This is a genomic window from Pseudomonas sp. Sample_21 (genome assembly GCF_004307525.1).
In the GTDB taxonomy this organism is placed as follows: Bacteria; Pseudomonadota; Gammaproteobacteria; order Pseudomonadales; family Pseudomonadaceae; genus Aquipseudomonas; species Aquipseudomonas atacamensis.
In genome coordinates this window covers 33,565-58,010 of the sequence record NZ_RCNZ01000036.1, presented here as the reverse complement: position 1 = coordinate 58,010, position 24,446 = coordinate 33,565, and the positions used below count along the sequence as shown (strand labels likewise).

The 24,446-nt window shown below is 58.4% G+C and carries 23 protein-coding genes and 1 pseudogene; 17 read left to right on the top strand and 7 right to left on the bottom strand.

Translation table 11 applies throughout. From position 1 onward, the window contains the following. Window positions 1-104: 104 nt before the first annotated feature. The 10 genes from D8U71_RS04805 (at window position 105) to D8U71_RS04760 (ending at window position 7,966) form a co-directional block, all read left to right on the top strand. A complete protein-coding gene (locus tag D8U71_RS04805; protein ID WP_125927044.1) occupies window positions 105-1,166 on the top strand; it encodes an SDR family oxidoreductase in 1,062 nt (353 codons plus the stop codon). 374 nt (window positions 1,167-1,540) lie between these two features. After that, window positions 1,541-2,056 (top strand): DoxX family protein, encoded by a 516-nt coding sequence (locus tag D8U71_RS04800; protein WP_125927045.1) that lies wholly within the window; start codon window positions 1,541-1,543, stop codon window positions 2,054-2,056. A gap of 59 nt (window positions 2,057-2,115) precedes the next feature. Beyond that, a complete protein-coding gene (locus D8U71_RS04795; RefSeq protein ID WP_130887264.1) occupies window positions 2,116-2,535 on the top strand; it encodes an organic hydroperoxide resistance protein in 420 nt (139 codons plus the stop codon). A gap of 113 nt (window positions 2,536-2,648) precedes the next feature. Next, window positions 2,649-3,533 (top strand): DUF692 domain-containing protein, encoded by an 885-nt coding sequence (locus D8U71_RS04790; protein ID WP_130887263.1) that lies wholly within the window; start codon window positions 2,649-2,651, stop codon window positions 3,531-3,533. After that, on the top strand, window positions 3,526-4,317 hold the full coding sequence (locus D8U71_RS04785) for a putative DNA-binding domain-containing protein (protein WP_130887262.1): 792 nt from the start codon (window positions 3,526-3,528) through the stop codon (window positions 4,315-4,317). Before D8U71_RS04790 ends, D8U71_RS04785 begins: the two co-directional genes overlap by 8 nt. A 252-nt stretch (window positions 4,318-4,569) precedes the next feature. Continuing rightward, window positions 4,570-5,052 carry a hypothetical protein gene (locus tag D8U71_RS04780; RefSeq protein WP_130887261.1) on the top strand — a complete coding sequence of 161 codons (483 nt, stop codon included), beginning with the start codon at window positions 4,570-4,572 and terminating at the stop codon, window positions 5,050-5,052. 204 nt (window positions 5,053-5,256) lie between these two features. Next, on the top strand, window positions 5,257-5,472 hold the full coding sequence (locus D8U71_RS04775) for a 4-oxalocrotonate tautomerase family protein (RefSeq protein ID WP_016774741.1): 216 nt from the start codon (window positions 5,257-5,259) through the stop codon (window positions 5,470-5,472). Continuing rightward, window positions 5,469-6,125 (top strand): DsbA family oxidoreductase, encoded by a 657-nt coding sequence (locus D8U71_RS04770; RefSeq protein WP_130887260.1) that lies wholly within the window; start codon window positions 5,469-5,471, stop codon window positions 6,123-6,125. Before D8U71_RS04775 ends, D8U71_RS04770 begins: the two co-directional genes overlap by 4 nt. 98 nt (window positions 6,126-6,223) lie before the next feature. Next, window positions 6,224-7,252 carry a D-cysteine desulfhydrase family protein gene (locus tag D8U71_RS04765; protein WP_130887259.1) on the top strand — a complete coding sequence of 343 codons (1,029 nt, stop codon included), beginning with the start codon at window positions 6,224-6,226 and terminating at the stop codon, window positions 7,250-7,252. Window positions 7,253-7,336: 84 nt separating this feature from the next. Further along, entirely contained in the window at window positions 7,337-7,966 is a 630-nt protein-coding gene (locus D8U71_RS04760; protein ID WP_130887258.1) for an isochorismatase family cysteine hydrolase, read from the top strand. A 78-nt stretch (window positions 7,967-8,044) separates the two neighbouring features. On the opposite strand, the gene D8U71_RS04755 is transcribed toward D8U71_RS04760, so the two are convergent. After that, a complete protein-coding gene (locus D8U71_RS04755; RefSeq protein ID WP_130887257.1) occupies window positions 8,045-8,866 on the bottom strand; it encodes an outer membrane protein OmpK in 822 nt (273 codons plus the stop codon). A gap of 666 nt (window positions 8,867-9,532) precedes the next feature. On the opposite strand from D8U71_RS04755, the gene D8U71_RS04750 reads away from it, so the two are divergent. From D8U71_RS04750 to D8U71_RS04730, 5 genes are all read left to right on the top strand, one after another. Continuing rightward, window positions 9,533-10,555 carry an ABC transporter substrate-binding protein gene (locus D8U71_RS04750; protein WP_024012978.1) on the top strand — a complete coding sequence of 341 codons (1,023 nt, stop codon included), beginning with the start codon at window positions 9,533-9,535 and terminating at the stop codon, window positions 10,553-10,555. 75 nt (window positions 10,556-10,630) lie between these two features. Next, on the top strand, window positions 10,631-11,656 hold the full coding sequence (locus D8U71_RS04745; protein ID WP_016774747.1) for an aromatic ring-hydroxylating dioxygenase subunit alpha: 1,026 nt from the start codon (window positions 10,631-10,633) through the stop codon (window positions 11,654-11,656). Window positions 11,657-11,716: 60 nt separating this feature from the next. Next, window positions 11,717-12,559, top strand: a complete 843-nt coding sequence (locus D8U71_RS04740) for an ABC transporter ATP-binding protein (RefSeq protein ID WP_125927054.1) — start codon at window positions 11,717-11,719, stop codon at window positions 12,557-12,559. A 22-nt stretch (window positions 12,560-12,581) separates the two neighbouring features. After that, window positions 12,582-13,385 (top strand): ABC transporter permease, encoded by an 804-nt coding sequence (locus D8U71_RS04735; RefSeq protein ID WP_130887256.1) that lies wholly within the window; start codon window positions 12,582-12,584, stop codon window positions 13,383-13,385. 40 nt (window positions 13,386-13,425) lie between these two features. Beyond that, on the top strand, window positions 13,426-14,856 hold the full coding sequence (locus D8U71_RS04730; protein WP_130887255.1) for an amidohydrolase family protein: 1,431 nt from the start codon (window positions 13,426-13,428) through the stop codon (window positions 14,854-14,856). Between the two features lie 154 nt (window positions 14,857-15,010). On the opposite strand, the gene D8U71_RS04725 is transcribed toward D8U71_RS04730, so the two are convergent. Next, window positions 15,011-15,892 carry a LysR family transcriptional regulator gene (locus D8U71_RS04725; protein ID WP_130887254.1) on the bottom strand — a complete coding sequence of 294 codons (882 nt, stop codon included), beginning with the start codon at window positions 15,890-15,892 and terminating at the stop codon, window positions 15,011-15,013. Between the two features lie 108 nt (window positions 15,893-16,000). Here D8U71_RS04725 and D8U71_RS04720 point away from each other — a divergent pair, with 108 nt between their 5' ends. Both D8U71_RS04720 and D8U71_RS28545 read left to right on the top strand, forming a co-directional pair. Next, complete coding sequence (locus D8U71_RS04720; protein ID WP_130887253.1) at window positions 16,001-17,002, top strand: zinc-dependent alcohol dehydrogenase family protein; 1,002 nt, start codon at window positions 16,001-16,003, stop codon at window positions 17,000-17,002. A 45-nt stretch (window positions 17,003-17,047) separates the two neighbouring features. Further along, window positions 17,048-17,188 (top strand): annotated as a pseudogene (locus tag D8U71_RS28545) (cysteine hydrolase); the annotation flags it as partial. A gap of 46 nt (window positions 17,189-17,234) precedes the next feature. Here D8U71_RS28545 and D8U71_RS04715 read toward each other — a convergent pair. From D8U71_RS04715 to D8U71_RS04695, 5 genes are all read right to left on the bottom strand, one after another. Next, window positions 17,235-19,130, bottom strand: coding sequence for an amidohydrolase (locus D8U71_RS04715; protein WP_241664198.1), 1,896 nt, complete (start codon window positions 19,128-19,130; stop codon window positions 17,235-17,237). Between the two features lie 300 nt (window positions 19,131-19,430). Then, window positions 19,431-20,123 (bottom strand): hydrolase, encoded by a 693-nt coding sequence (locus tag D8U71_RS04710; protein WP_071172469.1) that lies wholly within the window; start codon window positions 20,121-20,123, stop codon window positions 19,431-19,433. A 233-nt stretch (window positions 20,124-20,356) separates the two neighbouring features. Beyond that, complete coding sequence (locus D8U71_RS04705; protein WP_016774755.1) at window positions 20,357-20,935, bottom strand: nuclear transport factor 2 family protein; 579 nt, start codon at window positions 20,933-20,935, stop codon at window positions 20,357-20,359. Window positions 20,936-21,233: 298 nt separating this feature from the next. Further along, window positions 21,234-22,946 carry a sigma-54-dependent Fis family transcriptional regulator gene (locus D8U71_RS04700; protein ID WP_071172470.1) on the bottom strand — a complete coding sequence of 571 codons (1,713 nt, stop codon included), beginning with the start codon at window positions 22,944-22,946 and terminating at the stop codon, window positions 21,234-21,236. 380 nt (window positions 22,947-23,326) lie between these two features. After that, window positions 23,327-23,977 (bottom strand): hydrolase, encoded by a 651-nt coding sequence (locus D8U71_RS04695; RefSeq protein WP_071172471.1) that lies wholly within the window; start codon window positions 23,975-23,977, stop codon window positions 23,327-23,329. Between the last annotated feature and the right edge of the window lie 469 nt (window positions 23,978-24,446).

Here is a 24,446-nt window from a genome sequence, read left to right as displayed (position 1 = left end):
TTTTCTCACAGGCTTTAACGGGGAGTAGCGCGCACTCTAACGGATTTTCAGGTTGAACCTCTGCTGCTCAGCAGGACTCCCAAACTCAAATCCAGGAGAAACCTATGACCCAGACAGCTCTAGTCGTGGGCGCCAGCGGCATCGTCGGCAGCGCCATCACCCAGTTACTCATCGACAACCAGTGGCAAGTCGCTGCGCTATCGAGACATCCATCGCAAGCGCACGGCGTGATTCCTGTCGCGGCAGACCTACAGGATCCTGCTTCTCTGGAACAGGCGCTGAGGGATGTGAGACCCACGCATGTGTTCATTACTACATGGTCGCGGCAAGCCACGGAGGCCGAGAACATTCGCGTCAATGCGGCCATGGTACGCAACGTCCTCGCCGCCATTCGCCCAGCCAAAAGCGTCAAACACGTAGCACTGGTTACCGGCCTGAAACACTACCTCGGCCCGTTCGAAGCCTATGGTAAGGGCAGTCTGCCGCAGACGCCGTTTCGCGAAGAACAGGGTCGTCTCGATGTCGAGAATTTCTATTACGCTCAGGAAGACGAACTCTTCGCCGCTGCGGAAAAGGACGGTTTCACCTGGAGCGTGCATCGCCCGCATACCGTTACTGGGGTAGCCGTGGGCAACGCGATGAACATGGCAACCACGCTCGCCGTCTATGCCTCGATTTGCAAACACACCAATCGCCCTTTTGTGTTTCCCGGATCCAGGGTGCAGTGGGACAGCCTCACCGACATGACCGATGCGCGGCAGTTGGCGAAACAGCAACTGTGGGCGGCCACCACGCGGGCTGCGGCAAATCAGGCATTCAATATCACCAATGGCGATGTATTCCGCTGGAAATGGATGTGGAGCCGAATTGCCGAATACTTCGACCTGCCTGCTGCCGACTATCCTGCGTCACCCTCGCCTCTAGAGAAGCAGATGGCGGACGATCAAGCCGTTTGGACGCAAATAGTCGCCGAACACGATTTGAAAGAGTCCGATATTGGACGTCTGATTTCCCCATGGCATACCGATGCCGACCTTGGCCGCCCAATCGAAGTGGTCACGGATATGTCGAAAAGCCGCCTGATGGGTTTCACTGCCTACCAAGCGAGTGATCAGGCATTTTTTGACGTGTTCGACAAACTGCGAGAGATGCGCTTGATACCCTAGGCGGTTGCAGACAGATCAGGTGGGCACCTGGCGTGCCCCCTCCTTCAACAGGACTTTCCACGCCCTCGCCCTCCCCTCATCTGCGACGTTCATTCGCTCTGCGAATCCTCCCGCCAGTCACCGGCAGAACGCAGCCGATCGTATATGCCAACTCCAAACTAGCGCCTTCGACAGGTATCGCTCTGTATCCAAGTGTGTACGGACGCAAACACGTTACACAACATTGATCTTCCCGCCCGCCCAGACACAAGCGAGATACACCAGCACGATGAACTGCGCTCACGGCCAGCGCAGTGCTCCTGTGCCTGACACCTGTCAGTGGGAGCACCGGAACGGCTTCCACTTTCTTGACGACAAGTCGGAGGATTAAACCCATGCAAACAAACGCGTTATCGGTCTTGAATCGGCTGCAACTTAATCTCGATCGCGCAGGGGACTGGATCGCCCCTTTGAGCCTGCGCGTTTTTCTGGCGTGGGAGTTTTTTGAAGCAGGCTGGGAAAAGTGGAACGGTGAGAACTGGTTCCCCAGCATTCAAGGGGCCTTCCCTTTTCCCTTCAATCAGTTGCCGGCTACGTTCAATTGGCAGTTATCCATGTGGGCAGAACTGCTCTGTTCCATTGCTTTGCTTGTAGGCCTGGGAACACGCCTCTCGGCACTGATCCTCATCGTGGTCACCGTCGTGGCAACTGCCGCAGTTCACTGGCCAGCAGAGTGGTCGACGTTGAGCGAACTGGCTATGGGGTACTCCATCAGCAACAAAGGCTACGGCAATTTCAAGCTGCCGTTGATCTATCTCGTCGCACTTCTGCCACTGGTATTCACAGGCGCCGGCAAGCTGAGCCTGGATACATTCATCGGTCGGTATCTCAAGCGTTTGAATGCGCGCTGAGTGTTATCGCGTCACCAAGGCTATCGCTCTCAACCCCACTAGTAATCAGGAGTTTCACCATGACCCATATCGATAAAGTGCTGTACACCGGCAAAGTCCATACCTCCTCGGGTGGACGAAATGGCACCGCCCTCAGTGACGACGGCCGACTGGATATAAAGCTGTCATCGCCTGGCACCTCTGGCGCCGGTACCAACCCAGAGCAATTGTTCGCCGCAGGTTGGTCGGCCTGTTTCATCGGCGCGATGGGGCTTGCGGCGAGCAAGCTGAAAGTCACCCTCCCGGTTGACCTTGCCGTCGACGCCGAAGTGGATCTAGGCACAAGCGATGGTGCGTATTTCCTCCAGGCTCGCCTTAACGTCTACCTTCCCGGGCTGGATCGCAACGTCGCTCAAGACCTGATCAACACCGCACACCAGACATGCCCGTACTCCAAAGCGACGCGGAACAACATCAACGTGGTGATCAACCTCGTTTGAGCAGAACCGTGGCGGGTTTCAATCACCCGATTCACACCCCCCCGGCTGCCAGCGGTAACCGTGGAGGTGCTGTGGATCGGGGGGGCCAGATATCGAATCGGAGTATTGAGTTCATGCAAACGAACACTTCATCACCAACGCATTTAGATCCACAGCTCCCCCTTGAGGCGACCGTCGGGCTGGGATTGCGCCGTGCGCTGCTCAACACGCTTCGTGACGCTCCCGACGGTGATTTCGATTTTCTTGAGGTTGCTCCAGAGAATTGGATCGGCATCGGCGGCGCGCATGGAGAGGCCCTGCAGTCGCTGGCTGAACGCTACCCGCTGTCATGTCATGGCTTGTCACTTTCGCTGGGTGGCAGTGCGCCGCTGGACGAGTCTTTTCTTGAGCAAGTCCGCGGTTTTCTCGATCGCTTCAACGTGCCGTTCTATAGCGAACACCTCAGTTACTGCAGTGACGATGGCCATTTATACGACCTGCTACCGTTGCCATTCACTGAGGAGGCCGTTCATCACGTTGCTGCGCGCATCCGCCGTGCACAGGACATTCTCGGTCGTCGTCTTGCTGTAGAAAACGTCTCCTACTACGCCGCTGCTCATCAGGACATGGACGAACTCACTTTTACCAATGCAGTGCTCCGCGAGGCCGATTGCGACCTGTTGCTCGACGTTAACAATGTGTACGTCAACTCAGTGAACCACCGCTTCGATCCAGCGGTTTTCCTCGCCGGCCTGGAACCAGAACGCGTAGTCGCCATGCATGTGGCTGGCCATTACGACGAAGCTGATGACCTGATCATCGACACCCATGGCGCCTCGGTCAAACCGGTAGTCTGGTCATTGCTGGGCCAGGCTTATGACCTTTTCGGCGTGAAGCCAACCCTGCTGGAGCGCGATTTCAACTTTCCGTCCTACGACGAACTGGTGGCTGAGCTGAACACCATCAGGCGCTTGCAACGCGACGCCAATGCTTTGGTGCGGGTGACCGTCGATGGCTGACTCCCCTTCAAGTTTGCACAGTCAGCAGCTCGCGCTGACCCGGTACCTGCGTGACCCGGACAGTTATGCGCCGCCTGCGCAGATGAATCCCGAGAGAGCGCAGGTCTATCTCAACCTGGTGTTGAACAATCTGTTGGGGTTGCTGGGTGGGACGTTTCCGGTGCTGGTTGCCGTGCTGGGTGATGCCGGTTGGCGTGCACTGGTACGACGTTTTTTGCGTGATTACCGCGCGCAAACGCCACGCTTCGGAGAAATTGCCCGTGAGTTTGTAGACTTCGTAGCGAGCCTGGAAGACTCGCCCGGCGACGAACACTCCTGGTACCCGTTCTTGCCCGAATTGGCTCATTACGAATGGGTGGAAATGGCGCTGCAACAGTTGGACGCTGCGCCGTTAAAGGCCAGTGATGCGGCGCATATACTCGACCGTCCCCTCAGGCTCTCCCCACTCGTCTGGCCGCTGGCTTACACCTGGGCCGTACATCGTCTCGGGCCAGGTCATCTGCCTTCTGAACCGCCAGAACAACCAACGTTGCTGCTGATCAGCCGTGTGCCGAGTGGCCAAGTGCAATTCTCCCAGGTCAGCCCTCTCGCGTTCCGTTTGTTGCAGCGGATCGAGCAGTTCCCTGACATGGATGGTCGAGCGCAGTTGCACGCTTTGGCTGCGGAGGCTGGTGCAACAGACGTGACCGGCTTCGTTGCTGACGCACTGGTGCTGCTGCGCCAGCTGCATGCGCAAGCTGCCGTCGGCGTAGCCGCGACACCCGTTTTAAAGCTGTTGTCCTGAGTGACGCGCAAAGGCTGAGGTCGGTTTTTGTATCTCTATGTACCCAAACGCGAAGTCTTGGGATTGGCTTACAAATGCTCCGCTCGCCGATACATCGCCGATACATGACTCCCGCTAAATAGGCCTACCCGAACTAGGACGCTCTGTCGAAGTGGACGACGCTTGCGCCCTTCGCCTTGAGCGTCCTTGTGGGTCTATCCGCCCTGTGGCAAGAACCGCGGCCTGGCCGCGCAAAGCATCTGGAGAAGCACTATGTACCGTAAACCAATGTCGAACAAAACCAGTCTTGGCCTGGCCGCAATTGCTTTAGCCGGTGGCATGAGCCTGGCATCGTCTGCGGCTTTTGCTGTTGAGCCTTTGTCCCAAGGCTACCAACTGGCATCGGCCGATAAAACCGGCGAAGGCAAGTGCGGCGAGGGCAAATGTGGCGAAGGCAAATGCGGGGCCAGCGAAGCCAGCGACAAGTCCGCTACTGCCGAAGGCAAGTGCGGTGAAGGCAAATGTGGCGACGACTCTTTCGCTCGCACAGATAGCGACCATGATGGCCTCGTCTCTCTTAAAGAGCTGCTGGCTGTGGCACCTCAGGGCGGTGAAGAATTCAAAGCGATGGACACCAACCATGATGGTTTTCTTTCAGAAGGTGAGGTCTACAAGTTCAGAACCAATCAGTACATTTCCAACGGCAAGAAAGTACCCACCGAGCTATTTACCCGCATGAGCAAAGCGCAGAACTGATTCCTCCCGCCGTAGCATTCGCCCTCCCCGCGCCTGCAGCCAGGGAGGGCGATTTACCTTCTGCAAAGCCCCCAGTTGTATTGATTACACCGCGTTATAAGTGATGTTCTCCGCCCCTGATTTATCCCCTGAACGCAACACTCTAAAGTCCATCCCACTGCTCCCCTCATCATGTCGATGGGGCGCCTACTGGAGACTTATCCCATGCCTTTCATCAGCGTTCGTATCACTCGCGACGGCGTTACCAAAGAACAGAAATCTCAAGTCATCGCCGAGATCACCAAGACCATGCAAACCGTCCTCAACAAGGACCCGCACCTCACCCATATCGTTATTGAAGAGGTCGACACCGACAACTGGGGCTATGCCGGAATTACCACCACCGAGTACCGCCAACAACTGACGGAGTCGAAGAAATGACCTTCCCCGTCAGTATCGACTTTGTGTCGGATGTCGTGTGCCCCTGGTGCGCACTCGGCGCCACAGCGCTGGAACAAGCCATCGCGAATGTTGCCGGCGAGGTTGCCGTGGAGCTGACCTTCAAGCCCTTCGAACTGAACCCGGACATGCCGGCCGAGGGCGAGCACGCCATCAAGCACATGATGCGCAAATACGGGCGCAGCGCCGAAGAAGTCGCCTCGCGCAATGAAATGATCGTCGCGCGCGGCAAAGCCATCGGTTTTCAGTTCGACCTGGAAAAGCGCAGCCATTTCTACAACACCTTCGACGCCCATCGCCTTCTGCTCTGGGCCGTGCAGGAAGGCCGCCAGGTCGCGCTGAAGAAAATCCTGATCGAGGCTTATTTCACCAATGGCGAGAACCCCAGCGACCACGAAACACTGGTGCGTCTAGCCGGTGAAGCGGGACTTTCTACCACCCGCGCCCGCGAGATTTTGACTAGCGAGGCGTTCGCTCTCGAGGTCCGTGAACTTGAAAGTTTTTACCTTCAGCGCGGGATCAACTCGGTCCCGGCCATGGTGCTGAATGGTCGTCAATTGGTGTCCGGATCGCTATCCGTCAAAGAATACGAACAAATCCTCAGGCAAGTGGCACGAGAGTCCGCCCCGGCCTGACAAAGCGACTTAACTGCAATACCAGTTATTAACCATTTGGCCGGGGCCTTGGTGAAGTGACCGCCCCACTTCCTTTCATCAACGTCAAGTGAACCGTCATGCCTCACGACTTGAATCAACTGGAAACTGCGCTGGCTGCTTACCCCCGAGTGGCGCTGCTGGAAGGCCCGACACCGATTCAGAAGCTGTCCCGCCTGAGCCGGGCAGCCGAGCTGCATGGCTGCAATCTGTACGTCAAACGCGATGACCTGATGGGCCTCGGCGGCGGCGGTAACAAACTGCGCAAACTTGAATTCCTGCTTGGCGAAGCGTTGGCCGAAGGCGCGGACACACTGGTTACCTGGGGCGGTTTTCAATCCAATCACGCCCGGTTGACCGCCGCCGTCGCGGCCCGCCAAGGCTTGGCCTGCGAGCTAATCCTGACCCCGTCGGCGGTGCGCAGCGATGATGATTTTTGTCATAACGGCAACGTATTGCTCGATGACTTGTTTGGCGCAAAGGTTCATCGACTGCCGCGGGGTCTGACGCCGGACAGCTACGCTGGCGAATTGCTCAGCGCGCTCAAAAGCCAAGGCAAAAAACCCTTCCTCATACCATTGGGCGGCTCCAGCCCCAGGGGCAGTCTGGGCTACGCCGCTTGTGCAGGAGAGATCCTCCGCCAGGCGGACGCGCTCGGCGTTCACTTCGAGCGGATCATCATTCCCAATGGCAGCGCCGGAACCCATTCAGGACTGCAAGCAGGTCTGGCACTCGCTCGATCATCAACCGAAGTTATCGGCTACTCGGTGTTGGCCACAGAGGAGCAGGCCACGGCGACGACCTTGGGCAAAACTCGGGAAACCTTGCAGCTCCTGGACCCGTCCGCATCCCTTGTGGAAAGCGCAATCACTGTGGATGGCAGTCAACGTGGCGACGCCTATGGCGCCCCCACCGAATCGATGTCGGAAGCGGTTCGGCTGCTGGCCTCCGTTGAGGGCTTGCTGACGGATCCGGTCTACGGTGGCAAGGCCTTCGCCGGGTTGCTCGCTGCCGTGCGCCAAGGCGACTACCCGGCGGGAAGCAATCTACTGTTTGTGATGACCGGCGGCTTGCCTGGCCTCTTTGCCTACCGCAGCGCCTTCAACTGACTTGAGCTTTTTCGTCGTCATAAAAAACTGATGCCCGGGCGAGCCCACGGCATCGGTCACTCAACTTGCGTGGAGTACATCGTCATGTCGAACGCCTCTTATCCGCTGAACCGCACCGCTTATCTGCTGGTCGATCCGTACAACGATTTTCTCTCGGAAAACGGCAAGGTCTTCCCCTTGATCAAGCCGATTGCCGAACAGGTCGGGCTGCTCGACAACCTGCGGACCCTCGATCGCGCCGTACGAGCGCAGAACATTCCGGTGGTCATCGTGCCGCACCACCGTTGGGAACATGGCGACTACGAAGGCTGGGACCATCCAACACCGACCCAGTGCAAAATCATGCACATGCACCACTTCGCACGCGGTGAATGGGGCGGCGAATGGCATCCCGATTTCGCGCCCAAGGACGGCGACATTGTCGTGCAGGAACACTGGGGCTCCAGCGGCTTTGCCAATACCGACCTTGATTTTCGCCTGAAGCAGAAAGGCATCACCCACGTGATCATCGTCGGCCTGCTCGCCAACACCTGCATCGAAGCGACCGCCCGCTACGCCTCGGAATTGGGCTACCACGTCACGCTGGTGCGCGATGCGACCGCCGCTTTCCGCGCGGAAATGATGCACGCCGCCCACGAGTTGAACGGGCCGACTTTCGCTCACTCAATCGTCACCACCCAAGAATTGATTGAAGCGCTGGCAGTGCAGGAGTAGCGGCGATGAACACCGATTTCGCCAGTTTGCCGAGGTGGTGCGTCAAGGCCGCTTTTTGCAATTGGCGATCGGCCCCCGTCAAAAATGCACCTTGAGCAAGAGACTCAGCGCATTCTGGTCGGTAGAGAATCCGCTCGTGTCTTCAATCCCGTATTTATTCGACCAGTAATCCCACTCAAGTCCCGCATAAAAACGTTTTTGCTGTTGCCCCAGCGCCTTGCCCACGTCGTATTTGACTTGTGGGTTGAAGTGAAAGCTCCTGGCCACATAGTTGGAGGTGCCTTTGTTGCCGACGTCGTTGACGTACCACTCCAGATAGCCGTCGAAAAGAATGTCGGAGCGACCCACCGGGAGGGTCATGGACCAGGTCGGGTTGATCTGCCATTGACCTGACGCCTTACCGGTGATGCCGTCGGGTTTGCGGTAGTAGGTATTCAGGGAAAAGCGATCGAAGCCTGGAAGCACGAGGTCGACAGCGGGACCCAGCAGGTATTTGCGATTGCGGTTTTCACCGCGCTCGTAGGTGGCAGCGATGAGGACGTCCTTGACGATGCCATAGCTCAGGGAGCGGTCAGTGATTTTGCCCAGCGACAGCCGTGGGGAGAATTCACCGTAGTAGGAATGGCCGTCGGCACCCGAGAGTCCGCTGGACCATTTGTTGTCGACGAACATGAAGATGTCGCCCCACGTCCAACCGCTGGCGTGCTCGAAGCTCAGCGTTTGCTGAGTATCGTCGCCAGTGCCGTCGACTTTGAAATGCTCGCCGTAGAGGTAGCTCAAGCTGTTGTCGTTCCACAACAGAGGGCCAGCTTCGGCGCCGGCGCTGACCAGAGCTAACAGCGGCGCCAGGCTGCGACGCAGCTGTGAAGGTGCAAGTAATGGAATACGCGATGCTTTCATGGGCTGCCCTTGTCAGGTGATTAGCGGATATCACCGGCAAGGCATGCCCGAGCTGCGATCAGACAACTGCTCTGGCCCTCAAATTAACGAGGGGCGACCCTTGCCGGGTGCGCGGCGTAATGCCGCCAGAGCAATGCCCTGCACCTCGGGTCCTGTTGAGAGCCCTCTGTGCTGACCGCTTCTACTCGATTCCGGACTAAGCAGGGGTTGTGCCAACTGAGCGAATACAATCTTCAACCCTCATTCAGCACAATCGATGGGTAAAACTGAATACTTTGCAGCTATCGGTTGCGCACCAGATTGAGGCGCGCTCATTTGAATTCGCACCGTTGCGATTCGCCTGCCCACCTCCTGCTGATTGCCTCGCCCGCCGGATCCCGTGAGGGCGGGCCTGCGACGGCTTGGCACACTTTTGGCTATGACCGCTTTCGAGTAGAAGCGGTCAGTGCCAGCAATGGCACCGGGCATTGCTCTTGCGCCCCTCCCTGTGGGCGTACGTCCGATTGGATGCTTGAACGCGGCGCCAGCGCCCCGGGCAAGAGAGAAGTGTCAGCCGTGTAACTACGCATATACGCCCTCTCTCCTCCCCTTGTTCTCTCCAATCGGTCCCTCGCTGGCGTGCCGATTGGCGCGCGGCGGTTTTCGAATCGTTGTGGAGAACACATCATGAAAATTCGCTTTGCCTTGGGTCAACCGCTTCGCTCGCTACTGGCCACGGCGCTTGTGCCCGCCGCCCTGATCGCGTCTCCACTGGCTTTGGCCAATGACAAGGTGGTGCTGCTTACTTCCTGGTATGCCCAAGCCGAACAGGGCGGCTTCTACCAGGCCCTGGCGGATGGACTGTATGAAAAAGAAGGCCTGGACGTGACCATTCGCATGGGTGGGCCGCAGGTCAATGGCATGCAGTTGCTGCTCAACAAGCAGGCCGATTTCATCGTCAACTACGACTTGCAGATTCTCAAGAGTGTGGAGCAAGGCCTGCCGGTAGTGGCCGTGGCCGCGCCCTTTCAAGGTGATCCTCAGGGTCTGCTGACCCACGCCGATGTGAGCGGCCTGGATGCGTTGCAGAACAAACAGGTGCTGGTGTCCACCTCCGGCCAGCAAACGTGGTGGCCGTGGCTCAAGGAAAAATACCAGCTCAAGGACAGCCAGGCCCGCCCCTACACCTTCAACCTGCAACCCTTCCTCGCGAACGCCAACACCACGCAGCAGGCCTATGCCAGCTCCGAGTTGTTCCAGGCGTTGAAGGCCGGGGAGAAAGCCAACTTCTTCCTGTTTGCCGACGCCGGTTACCCGCCCTACGGCTCGACCCTGGCCACCCGCCAGGACGTGATCGATCAGCATCCTGAGCGAGTCCAGCGCTTTGTTCGCGCCTCGATGGAGGGCTGGAAGCGCTACCTCGACAACCCGAGCGCTAACCACCTGATCAAGGCCGACAACCCGAACATGAGCGATGAATTGCTCGCCTGGGGCTTGTCGACGCTCAAGCAATATCGCCTGGTTACCGGTGGTGATGCCGCCACCCAAGGCATCGGCGTGATGAGCGATGCGCGCTGGCAGGCCACCCGAAACTTCATGGTCGACGCCGGCCTGCTCGGTGCCGATGCGCCTTGGCAGAAGGCCTACACCACGCGCTTCGTCGAGGACTTGAAGGTACTGCCTGGCGCCGAACAGTCCGCCAGCCGCTGAGCCTGATTGCAAGACTGCTGAACCCAGAGCCCGAGCCCAAGAGCCGGCTGAACGAATACCGTGAGGACACTTGTTATGTTGGTCACCAAACAACCTGTATTGCGCCGTTTCTGGTATGCCCTGCTGCCCATGACCGCGCTGGATGCCGGCCCGCAGCCCTTCACTTTACTCGGTGAGGCGCTGGTGCTGTGGAAGCGCCCCGACGGCACCCCGGTGGCCATGCGCGACCGTTGCTGCCACCGCACCGCCAAGCTCTCGAAAGGCTTTGTCAGCGAGGACGGCAACATCGCCTGCGGCTATCACGGCTGGGAATACGACTGCACCGGCACCTGCGTGAAGATCCCGCAAAACCCCGCTGGCATGATTCCGCCGGGCGCCTCGGTCCAGGCCTTTCACTGCCAGGAAAAATACGGCTACGCCTGGGTTGCCCTCGACGATCCTCTGCAACCAATCCCTGAGTTTCCCGAGGATGGCGCCCCGGGCTACCGGCGCATCTTCCAGTTTTATGAAGAGTGGAAAACCAGCCCGCTGCGGGTCATGGAAAACTCCTTTGACAACTCGCATTTTTCCTTCGTCCACAAAGCCAACTTCGGCCTTTTCGACCAGCCCGCGCCGGCCGGCTACGAGTTTCGCGAAACCGACTACGGCTTCGAGGCGGAGACCCGGGTGCCGATCCGCAATCCTGAGGAGAGCTATCGCATCACCGGCACCCGCGAGCCGATCACCCAGCGCCACCTGATCAACCGCTATTACCTGCCCTTCTCCCGGCGCTTTGGCTGCATGTACCCGGACAGCGGCATCCACCACATCATCTACAACTGCGCGACACCCATGGAAGACGGGCGACTGATGCTGGTCCAGTGGCTGTACCGCAATGACAGCGAAGAGCAATGCTCGACCCAGGAACTGATCGACTGGGACGCAGCGATCACCGCCGAAGACCGCGACATCCTCGAAGCCACCGATTACGACGCCTGTGTCGATACTCGCCGGCGAGTGGAACTGCACATGCCGTCGGACAAGCCTGGCCTGGTGATTCGCCGGCAATTGCTGGGCCTGCTCGAAGCTCACGGTGAAAGTGAAGTGTTCCTCAGCCATTGAAGTCAGCGCCCCGGTGTGCCGGGGCTTTACCGGACGCTCATGACCCAAGGGGAGAGCGCTATGTTGATGCAAACCATAACTGGGGCCAACGCCCTGCCACAGGCGTTGCCACGGGGCGACAGCGTCGGCGTGCAAACACCGCTGTTCGCCAATCAGGTGGAAAAAACCTACAGCAACGGTACCCAGGCCTTGAGCCGGGTGAAGCTGGCCATTCAGCGCGGCGAGTTCGTTTCATTGCTCGGCCCTTCGGGCTGCGGCAAGAGCACCCTGCTGAAAATGTTCGCCGGCCTCGAAAAGCCCTCCGCCGGCCACGTGCGCTGGTGGGGCAAGGACAGCCCGGCCAGCCCGACCCAAGGGCAAAGCCTGGCGATGGTGTTCCAGGAGGCGACCCTGATGCCTTGGGCGAAGGTCAGCGACAACGTGCGCCTGCCGCTGGACCTGGCCAATGTGCCCAAAACCCAGAGCCAGCCGAAGGTCGACGCCGCCCTTGCCCTTGTCGGCTTGGACCGCTTCAGCCAGGTGTACCCGCGGGAACTGTCCGGCGGCATGCAAATGCGCGCGTCCATCGCCCGGGCCTTGGCCACCGAGCCCAATCTGCTGCTGATGGACGAGCCCTTCGGCGCCCTGGATGAGTTCACCCGCAACAAGCTCGACAGCGACCTGCGTCAGCTGTGGGCTAGCCGCGACCTGACCGTTGTGTTCGTCACCCACAGCATTTTCGAGGCCGTCTACCTGTCATCGCGGGTGGTGGTGATGGGTGCGCGCCCGGGCCGAGTAATCGCCGACATCGAAATCGACGGCCCGTTGGAACGAGACGAGGCCTACCGCACCTCCCCGGCCTTTATCGCGCAGTGCGCACGCCTGTCCCGGCTGCTGGCCGAGGCCAATGGCGATTCTTGCTGACTTCACTGAGAGCCCGATCATCATGAACTCGTCCTTTACTCCCTGGTTACGTCACCCCACGGTGTTGCGCATCGTCTCGCCGCTGCTGCTCGGCGCGGTATTGCTGGGTCTGTGGCAATTGGCATGTGTGGCCTGGAAGGTGCCGGTGTATTTAGTGCCCTCCCCGGTCGATATCGGCCGTACCCTGATCAGCGATGGCCCGATGCTGTTCGGTGCATTGTGGATGACCTTGAAGATCACTTTTTTCTCGTTTGCCCTGGCGGTGCTTATCGGCACCCTGGCGGCGTTTGTGTTTGTGCAGAGCCGCGTGCTGGAAGCCAGCCTGTTTCCCTACGCCATTCTGTTGCAGGTGACGCCGGTGGTGGCCGTGGCGCCGCTGATCATCATCTGGTGCAGCAACACCACGCTGGCGTTGGTTATTTGCGCGACCCTGGTGGCGATTTTCCCGATCATCGCCAACACCGTACTCGGCTTGCGCAGCGTCAATCCCGGCCTGCTCAATCTGTTCCGCCTGAACCGCGCCAGCCGCTGGCAGGTGCTGTTGCGCCTGCGCATTCCCAGCGCCCTGCCGTGTTTTTTTGCCGGGCTGCGCATTGCCAGCGGGCTTGCGTTGATCGGCGCGGTGGTGGCGGAGTTCGTTGCCGGCACCGGGGGCACCGGTGCAGGGCTGGCGTATCAGATCCTCCAGGCCGGCTTTCAACTGAATATTCCAAGGCTGTTCGCTGCCCTGCTGCTGATCGCCTTGACCGGTGTCGCGTTATTCAGCCTGATGGCCGTGCTGGCCCGGTTGAGCCTGCGCAACTGGCACGAAAGCGAACTCGGCTGACCCTTTGAATCCGCCGCAGATGCGGCGTATGGAGCCTCACATGAAGATTCAAAATAGCTGGCTGGTACGTAACGCCAGCGCCATCCTCACCGGTTTGTCCGGCGCGGCGGCGCGCCACGCCGGGCCTGATATCCGTATCGTCGACGGCCACATCAGCGCCATCGGCGCCCTGCAACCCCAGCCCGGCGAGCGAGTGCTGGATGCCACCGATTGCGTGGTCTACCCGGCGTGGGTCAATACCCACCATCACCTGTTTCAGTCGCTGCTCAAAGGCATTCCCGCAGGTATCGACCAGAGTCTGGGAGCCTGGCTGGGTGCCGTGCCCTATCGCTATCGCGGCGCGTTTGACGAGCAAAGCTTTCGCCTCGCCGCGCGCATTGGCCTGGTCGAATTGGCACGATCCGGCTGCGCCACCGTCGCAGACCATCATTACCTGTACTTGCTGGGCATGGACTTTGACAGTGCCGAGGTGCTGTTCGAGGAAGCCGAACGGCTGGGGCTGCGGTTTGTCCTCTGCCGTGGCGGCGCCACACAAGCACGGCAAGCCGAAGGCAAGTCCGTGGCGGGGCCGGAGACCCTGGAGCAATACCTGGACGATGTCGGGCGTCTGGTGCGGCGCTACCACGACCCGGCCGCCGATGCCTGGCGGCGGGTGGTGATGGCGCCCACCAGCCCGCCCTACTCCATGCCTGCCGAACACCTGCGCGAAACCGCCCGGGTCGCCCGGCGACTGGGCATTCGCCTGCACAGCCATCTGAGCGAAACCGTCGAATATCAAAATGAGGTGCGGCAACGCCACGGCATGTCGCCAGTGGCGTTCTGTGCCGAGCACGAGTGGCTGGGGCCGGACGTGTGGTTCGCGCATTTGGTGAAACTCGACGCCGAGGAAATCCGCATGCTCGGGGCCAGCGGTACGGGCATTGCGCATTGCCCGCAAAGCAATGGCCGCCTGGGCAGTGGCATTGCCGATGTGGTGGCCATGGAGGCTGCGGGAATGCCGGTGTCGATTGGCGTGGATGGCGCCGCCTCCAACGAGGCCTGCGACATGATCAGCGAAACCCACGCCGCCTGGCTGATGCAAAGGGCCAGACTTGGCGAACGGGCCCGCCCGCGTTATGCCGGCGGTGACGAGGAAGGCGGTGCCAGCGCGGCCACGGTGGAAGACGTGGTGCGCTGGGGTACGTCTGGCGGGGCTCGGGTGCTGGGGCTGGACGCCGTGGGCAGCGTGCAAGTGGGCATGGCGGCCGACCTGGCGATCTATCGCCTGGACCAGCCGCGATACTTCGGCCTGCATGACCCGGCGATCGGGCCGGTGGTGGGCGGAGGACGCCCGACGTTGCACGCCTTGCTGGTCGGTGGCCGGTTGACCGTACACGACGACCGGTTGCCTGACTTCGACCTGGCCGAACTCGGCGCCCAGGCCCGGGACGCGGTGCGGCGGTTGCAGCAGGCCGCAGGCGTACGCTCATGAGCTGATCTCCCCGGCACGTGCTGCCGTGCCAATACTCGGCCGCATCAAATGTCTGGTAGCTGGAAAAATACGACAGTAATCGACTTGGGACTGTCATCAGACAGTTTCAGGGTCCCGGAGAAGAAAGCAGCGGACGGCGTATCACAAGGCGCCTCTACAACAATTGCTCGCGTAAAAAATCGATGAACGCCATCGTCCGCGCTGAACGTCGTCGCTCGCGGCTGAGTACGGCGCTGACAGGCAGCGCGCTGGTATGATAGTTGTCGAGTACGGTACTCACCCTGCCCTGCTCGACGTCAGCTGTGAACAGCCATTGCGGTGAGAGGGAAATACCCAGGCCGGAGAGCACCATTTCGCGGATGGCCTCGCTGCTGTTGCTGGTGACGTTGCCCTGAATGGCTACATCGAGTTCCTCGGCGCTGTGGGTAAAGTGCCAACGGTCGTAATGCTCCAGCAACGTGAAGCCGATGCAGTTGTGATCGGACAGTTCGCTGGGCTCACGTGGCACGCCGTGCAGAGCCAAGTAAGCGGGCGCGGCATAGACACGCCGTGGGCTATTGCCCAGTGGCAGTGCCACCAATCCCTCGCCCTTCACTACGCCAATGCGGATCGCCAGATCGATGTTTTCCTTGAGCAGGTCTTCATTGTGGTCACTCAGCCGCAGGTCAATCCGCACGTCAGGATGGCGTTGCAGGAAAGTCCCTATGAGCGGTGCGATGCATAACCTTCCATAACTGACCGGGGCGGCGACTCGTAAAGGGCCGGCAATCTGCTCTTGGCCACTGGTAAAGCTCCGTGTAGCAGTTTCGACGTGGCCGAGGATTTCCTGGCAGTGGTCGTAGAAGCGTTGACCTTGGTCGGTCAGGGCCAGGTGCCGAGTGCTGCGTGCGAACAGTGGCCCACCCAGATATTGCTCCAGCGCGCGCACTTGCTTACTCACTGCTGGCTGCCCCATGTTCAGTTCACGGGCGACCGCCGAGAAGGACCCGCGCTCCACGACGCGGACAAAGACATGCATGCTGTCGAACAGATCCATCGACGATTGGTTCTCTTTGGGGAATAAGTCATATGCAAATTGGGTTTCTTATCGGAATGATTAAAGCGCGGCAATCTGTAAGCGTCCATCCCAACACAGGTTCCCGTCATGAAACATTCCATGCTTGCCGCCATCGCCGAGTCCGCTCAATCCCCTCTCGCCATCCGTCACATCGATCGCCCTGTTCCCGGTAAGGGGCAAGTGCTGGTCAAGGTTCACGCCGCAGGGGTCAATCCGCTCGATACCAAAATTGCCGCCGGCGCAGGGGCTCACGCCCGCCAAACGCTGCCGGCCGTGCTCGGCCTTGATCTTGCCGGTACGGTGGTCGAAACGGGCGAAGCGGTCGACGGGTTCATCCCGGGCCAGGAAGTCTTCGGCATGCCCGGCGGGATCGGCGGTGCCCAAGGCACCATGGCCGAGTACATTGCCGTGGATGCCCGCCTGATCGCGGTCAAGCCACACACCCTCAGCATGCGTGAGGCGGCTGCATTGCCTTTGGTATTCATCACCGCGTGGGAAGGTCTGGTCGATCACGCCAATGTTCGCTCTGGTCAGCGTGTCCTGATTCATGGGGGCGCGGGTGGGGTCGGCCAAGTGGCTGTGCAACTGGCCAAGGCACGCGGTGCCGATGTCTACGCCACCGGTTCGGCGGGCAGTCTCGACTTCATACGCTCGCTGGGGGCTACAGCGATCGACTATCAGGCACAGAGCGTTGAGGATTATGTCGAGCACTACACCGCCGGCGAAGGGTTCGACATCGTCTACGACACCGTCGGCGGCAGCACGCTGGATGCATCATTCAAAGCCGTGAAGGCCTATACCGGGCACGTGCTGAGCTGCCTGGGCTGGGGCCAGCACAGCCTGGCACCGTTGTCGTTCAAAAGTGCCACCTACTCGGGAATTTTCACTCTGGCTCCGCTGCTCACCGGCAAAGGACGCGACCATCACGGCGCTATCCTGCGCGAGGCCGCTGCGCTGGCCAATGCGGGTCAACTGACGATCCGCGTGGATCAACAGCACTTTGCGCCGCACGACGTCAACGAGGCATTTCGCCAAGTCGCCGAAGGCCGCGGCAAGGGCAAGACGGTGATCGAGTTTGTGGCTGCCTAGTTCCTTGTAATCTCTTTAGAGCGCACTCGGCCAAAAGCGTGCGCAATGGTCCGCAACGTCCTCGCCGCCATTCTCCCAGCCAAAAGCGTCAAACACGTAGCACCCCACGAGTTGAACGGGCCGACCTTCGCTCATTCAATCGTGACCACCCAAGAATTGATTGAGGCGCTGGCAGTGCAGGAGTAATGGCCGATGACCCTCATAGGATAGCTGATCGATCACCGGCCCATTTTTACACGGCCCAACAGGAGCAGCCCAAGGCACCAAAAAAACTTCGAGGGTCCGATACTGGAGCATTGGATCCCCATGCACCGGCATGATCGTGACCGTGCAGGCCGCAAAAGCTTGCGCAGCCGCACGAGGCCGCGACTTGGGCGCGCAGCGGAGCCAGCGAGTTTCTGCCTGCTCCGTCTGGGTCTCCCCAAGCGCCATAACCTTTAAAGGTACGCGTCGGCGACCAGTCAGGCATGGCGGGCGGTAGCGGGTTGTCGTCAAACCTGGCGAATTGGCCGGCCCCGTAAACCACGCGCCCGCCAACCACGGTCATATCGGCGGTAAGAAATGAAATCTCGTCTTCAGGCACAGAGAAGTAGTCCTTACTTGGCACAATCAGGTCAGCAAAGTGACCGGTCTGGATGCGACCACGTTTGCCCTCTTCGTTAGAAAACCAGGCGACATTCTCTGTCCACATCCGCAACGCCGCTTCGCGATCAAGCAGGTTTCGTTGAGGGTACAGATTCAGACCGCCCACCGTTTTACCGGTTACCATCCAGGATAGCGAAACCCAGGGGTTGTAGGAGGCAACCCGGGTGGCATCGGTGCCTGCAGACACTTTCACCCCTTTTTCCAGTATGCGCGCTACGGGCGGGGTCGCTTGCGCCGCACGGGCGCCGTAGCGCTCGACGAAGTACTCCCCCTGATAAGCCATACGATGTTGTACAGCGATGCCACCGCCGAGCGCGGCGATACGGTCGATCGATTTGTCCGAGATGGTTTCGGCATGATCAAAGAACCAATTGATGCCAGCGAGGGGGATGTCCTCGTTGACCTTCTCAAATACATCCAGCGCTCGGGTAATGGTTTCGTCGTAGGTGGCATGCAACCGCCACGGCCATCGGTTCTCTGCGAGGATGCGCACAACTTCCTCCAGTTCTCCCTCCATCTCGGGCTGCAGGTCCGGTCGCGGCTGGCGAAAATCTTCGAAGTCGGCAGCGGAAAACACCAACATTTCGCCCGCGCCGTTGTGACGGAAGTAGTCGTTTCCTTGCTTGTACTTAACGCTGGAGGTCCACTTGAGGAAGTCCTCCTTCTCTTCCTTGGGTTTCTGAGTGAACAGGTTGTAAGCCAACCTGACCGTCATTTGCCCATCGTTGTCCAACTTCTGGATCACTGCGTAATCGTCGGGATAGTTTTGGAAACCGCCGCCCGCATCAATAACCCCTGTCACACCCAAGCGATTGAGCTCGCGCATGAAATGGCGAGTGGAGTTGACCTGATAGTCGAAGGGCAACTTCGGTCCCTTGGCCAACGTGGCGTAAAGGATCGTCGCGTTGGGCGTGGCCAACAGCAGGCCCGTAGGCGCACCATTGGCATCGCGGTAAATTTTCCCGCCTGGTGGCTCGGGGGTATCTCGGGTGTAGGCGACCGCGCGCAAGGCCGCACCATTGAGCAAGGCCCGGTCATAGAGATGCAGAAGAAATACAGGTGTATCGGGCGCGATCGCATTGATCTCGGCTATGGTTGGCAAACGCTTTTCAGCGAACTGGTGTTCAGTGAAGCCACCTACCACGCGAACCCACTGCGGTGCTGGTGTGTTAGCCACTTGGCGCTTGAGCATGTCCATGGCGTCAGCCAGTGAACGCACACCGTCCCAGCGCAATTCCAGATTGTAGTTAAGGCCGCCGCGGACCATGTGGGTATGGTTATCGACTAAGCCAGGGAGCACACAACGGCGCTTGAGGTCGACAACTTTTGTGGCTGAGCCAGCCAGCGCCAGGACTTCCTGGTCTGACCCTACAGCCAGAAACTTGCCGTCTTTGATTGCAACGGCGTGGGCGACTGGGTTGGCGCGATCCAGTGTAGTGATCTCGCCATTGTGGAAAATGATGTCCGGAATGGAATCGGTCATATTCGGCCCTTCCCTACTTAGAGTTTCGGAAAAAGCGCTGCGTCCAAAGACACCCCCTAACGCTAAGGTGGAGGCGGCCTGGAGAAGTTTTCGGCGCGATGTCATAGGTAGAGGCCTCACAGATATAAAGCCCGTTTCCAGGGCCTTCAGGGAATAGCGAACCTTGAGAACCGGTTACTCACGTCTGACTGGACGTTTTAGACTGCATACATCCTCATGCTCCACCTCGTGTTTTGGACAATAACGCCGATGGGTGGAGCTATCGCGTCAGCCCTGCGCGACAGCTCTTGCATAACGGATTTATTTAGCAGGGTTTGGACCGATGTGCTCGCCGTGTTGCACCCGCTCAGGCGCCTTATGCACCATGGTGTAGGCATAATCCACACCCATCCCGTAGGCGCCGGAATGTTCCTGCACGATCCCCATCACGGCTTCATAGGTCTCCTTGCGCGCCCAATCCCGCTGCCATTCGAGCAGCACCTGCTGCCAGGTAACCGGTACGATACCGGCCTGAATCATGCGGTCCATGGCGTAGTTGTGCGCGTCGATCGAGGTGCCACCCGAGGCGTCGGCAACCATATAGATTTCATAGTCTGTATCGCGCAGGCAGGACAGTGCGAAGGTCGTGTTGCAGACCTCGGTCCACAGGCCGGATACGACGATCTTCTTACGGCCGGCAATGGCGGACTCTGCCAGGGCATCACGAACGTTTTGGTCATCCCAGGAGTTCATTGAAGTACGTTCGAGGATTTTGTTCTGCGGATATACCGCTAGCAACTCAGGGTATGTATTGCCAGAGAAACCCTCGGTTTCCACAGTCGTGATGGTGGTAGGTATGCCGAACGCTTTGGCAGCCTTGGCCAACCCCACGACATTATTTTTCAGCACCTGCCGATCTATCGACTGCACACCAAAGGCCATTTGGGGCTGGTGGTCGATGAAAATCACTTGGCTGTTTTGCGGGGTCAGTATTTCTAAGTACTTGTTGGACATGGCGCATTTCCTTTGGTAAGTAGAGCAATACGAAAGCGGCGTTATGCGTGGCTGCGCAAGCAGAACGCTACCCGTCCTGGTAGGGTTAAAAGCCACTTTCCGGACGAGTTCAGGGGTGCCGAAAAGCCCCGTGAATTTACGAATGCAGCATTGTTCAGCCGCGTTCGCGGGGTTCAGTTAAATGCCCGAAAAACGCTTGCCAAGCTGCTTTTGCAAGTGCACATCATCTGCGGCTAATTCGCTCCCACCTTGAAGGGAAGTGCATCTTTGGATGTCTTCACGGTCCATGAACCGGACTGCCGGAACGAACTGGCAGACGCGTAGGTATCTTCCATGAACTGGAAATAGGTCATCTTTCCATCCTGAACTTTCGCATGGATGGAAAACGGTGATGTGAACAGATGTCCGACCGCCACGGAGCGGTAGGTGAACTTACCGAAAATCGCGACATCTTCGCCGGAAGCGATTTTGGTAGTAATCGTAAAGTCTTCGATTTTCCAGTAGTTTGAGACCTGCAAAAACAAAGAGCTAAAGGCTTTGGGACCTTTGTTTGTGCCGGTCCACGGCATGATTTTTCTGAGTTCTGGATTGTCAAAGTTTAGAGAAACATAGGTGGCGTCTGGAGCTGCCAACCTCATTGCCGCGGCTTCGACTTTGTCGGGTGCGGTATTGGCCAGGAATTCCACGACAACCGCTAGTGAAGCAGCAGATTGCGCTTCAGTAGCTGACTGCGCCGACGCTGGAGTGATTGTTACTAACCATGAGGCGAGCGCCATTGCTGCAGTGATCAATTTGATGCTTCGAGTATTCATGAACTCTCCATTTATGAGTACGATTTTGCGATTCGCGGTCATCCAACCCATGTTGCAAATTGCTACGCGTCGAAAAGCGACAATTGGTACTGGAGCAAGGGCTATGCCAATTTTATAAAACTTATATAAATCGATATTTATCAATGACATATAACTTAATGTGATGTCGCGAGTATCGGGCTCGGAGTTTATCGAAGGGCTTGTTTGATCATTTGATGAAGTCTCGGCGAGGTTTTGTTGATTTGATCAATCCAGCTCAAGCGTGGTCCACGGTGAACCGCCAGGCGGCCACGCAAAGTCACTCAAGACTCTCGTCATGCAACAAGCCGCTTTTCTTCAGGCGATAGGCCAGTGCCGGCCGGGTCAAGCCGAGCATGCGAGCGGCTTGCGAGACGTTTTGGTGTGAAAGCTCCATGGCGCGGCGCATCAGCCGTTCTTCCACAGCATCCAGGCTGATGTTTTTATCAAAGATCTGCGTAACCCAATCGGGACAAGGTTCTTCACCGCCAGCCTGAACTAACGCGCCATCAGAGTTGAGACGATCACCGTGCGAATCGTCTGTTTTTGGGAAGACTGCAAAGAGTGCATCCTGGCCTATGGTCTCGTTGCTGTCGGTCAGGATGACGCCACGCTCAATCGTATTTTCCAATTCGCGAATATTCCCCGGCCAGGCGTAGCGGCGACACAATTCAAGAGCTTTGTCTGATAAACCCAGCGTTCGCTTGTGATATTGCAAGTGAAATTTGCTTATAAAGTGCTCGGCCAGCAGTGGCAGATCTTCAAGCCGCTCGCGCAGTGGGGGAATCTGCACCGGAAACACATTCAAGCGGTAATAAAGATCGGCGCGAAACCGGCCCGCTTCGACGGCGTCGGCGAGGCTTTCATTGGTAGCAGCGATGACTCGCACGTTGATCTTGCGGGTTCGGGAATCGCCTACCCGTTCCAGTTCACCCTCTTGCAGTACCCGAAGTAATGTCGCCTGCGCTCTGGGCGTCAGCTCCACCACCTCGTCTAGAAAAATCGTCCCTCCGTTGGCCCGTTCAAAGCGTCCTGGGCGGGTTTGATTGGCGCCGGTAAAAGCGCCTTTCTCAACACCAAACAATTCGGCTTCAATCAGGTCCTGAGGAATGGCAGCGCAGTTCACTGCGACAAACGCTTGCTCGGCGCGATCACTGCGCAGATGCACGCTCCGTGCGATGACCTCCTTGCCGACGCCAGTTTCTCCGAGCAGCAGGACGGAAATTTTTCCTTTGGCAGCCTTGTCGATCATCTTGCATACCTTCAAATAGGCAGGCGAGCGCCCTACTCCGTAGAATTGAGCTTCCTGCTTCTCCAGGCTTCTACGCAGAGAGCTGATCTGTGATTGCAGTTCATACAGCTCCTCGATGATTGGGTCGGCTTGAAAGTACTGTCTGAATTCTGCGGCGTTCTCCCATTCCTCGGCAGGTTTACCAATAATGATGCAGCGCTCATCCCCGCATCCGCGACAGGTCGTTTCTTGGATGATGATTTCGCGTTTCATGAATGAAGAACTGTACGCACAGGCGTAGCCCAACAAAGACCAACAGACTGGTTCCTCCATCAGGCCGACTTCAGTCAGGCAAGTCTCGACCTCAAAGGAGTCAATCCATTCGAGCTCGCAATAAAAATGGCCGCTCTCCTGATCCAGCTCTAACTGAATGGGTTTCGCATTGACCATACCTTTGAGGGAATGCAGTTGCGGGCCGACCAGAAACATCTGCAACTGCGGACTGTCTGGTCTGAGCTTGCGGGCCATTTCCGCATCCTTGAGTCCAGACTGGTAGCCAAGGCGCAAGAAGAACCCCTTGGCGCGGTCGACGCCGAGGCTATTGATGAGTTCACGGCGAAAATTAGCCATCGCCGATACCTGCATCAACAACATGCGCTGCTCGCCAAACCAGATCTTGCCTTCCGTGCTTTGAAAACGAACCTGGTCGCTCAGGTCGTGAAAGCCGGAATAGTGGAGCTCAGGGTTGTAACTGACAGCCATTGAGAGAGACCTCGATTATTGTTTTGAGCGGTCTTGATCAAGCTGTGGCGCCGAGTGAAAGCACCGAAACAATCGATCGCGATATGAAGGGATTTTAGTGCATTGCTACGCAGAGCCAGCGGGCCTCCCGATGCAAAGACATGACGGTGCACGGGCTTCGCGGGCAGATGAAGGCAGTTACCAAGCGCCAAAGTCAGCCAGGCTTAATGTTGGTGATCTGGCCCGAGCCGGCCATGTGCTGTGTTGGACTAGGTATTGGTCATTCGCAATATCCCAGCAGATTGCGAATGCACGCCTTCAGTATCGGCCGTCGATGAACGCGGGAATGGGGCGCCTCCCTGGCAAAGCGGTACTTCACTGGCCCCTCACTCCCGTGCTGATCAACCTTCAGCGGGTACCGGCGTGTCGAGCAATTGCTGCTCCCACAGATAAGCAATGCCGCTACCTGCAGCATGCTGGAGAAGCACATCGGTTACAGCGCCTGCCGTATCGAGGCGTGCCCAGTCGCGTTGCCATTCAGCCATGACTGCCAACCAGGTCATGACATTTGCCCCGGCGCCGACCATGCGTTGGATGGCGACTTGATGGGCTTCGACCGAAACGCCACCGCACGCGTCGGTGACCACGGTAACGTCCCAGCCCTCGCCTAGTGCTTGAATCGCTGGCATGGCGACGCAGACCTCAGTCCACAGGCCAGCCAGGACCAATTGCTTGCGGCCTGTTGCCTTGACCGCGTCCACTACTTTCTTGTCTTCCCAAGTATTGATGAGCGTTCGGTCAATCACCTCCTGACCGGGGAAAACGTCGGTGATTTGCGGAAAGATCCAACCGCCACGCTCGGCAATCACACTGGTCAGAATGGTCGGGACGTTAAACGCCTTCGCAGCCTTCGCCAATGCTGTCGCACAGTTGACCGCTGCGTGCGGATCGTGGCTATTGAGATTGGTGAGTTGAAAAGGCTGGTGGTCGATCAACACAAGTACGGAGTCTTCTGGACGAAGAAGCGAAGCAAGACCGTTACGAAAAGCCATTAATCCATCCTCTTGTTGCCGTGGGTTGGCACGTTTATTTGCGGGATCAGTTTCCGTGCAGCGCGCCTTATGAGCGGCGATGCCTCATGCACTGTGCAGCGCCCTCAAACCTTCGGGTAGTAGCAGTGAATGACTAACTGTGTCGCGCAATGAGGAACGCCACGGTTTTTGCTGCCATTCTCTGGCGATGGCTTCACGGCTTCATGACGACGCGCCCCAGCGGTTTGCTTCGCTCCGCGAAGTCATGCGCAGCAGCCTGCGATAGGGTAAAGGCCCGTTCAATGACAACCCGTATACGCCCCCGCAATACATCCTGTAGCAGCTTGTCGACACTCGCACGCACTGCCGGCCGCTCGAAAAGTGGCCCCATGTACGCACAGATCAGGACGTCCCCGGGAACCGCTATTGGCGCCAAGGCGCGAACTCCGTAATGTGCAGTTCAGATGTACGTTCTGGTAGTCGCATTCCG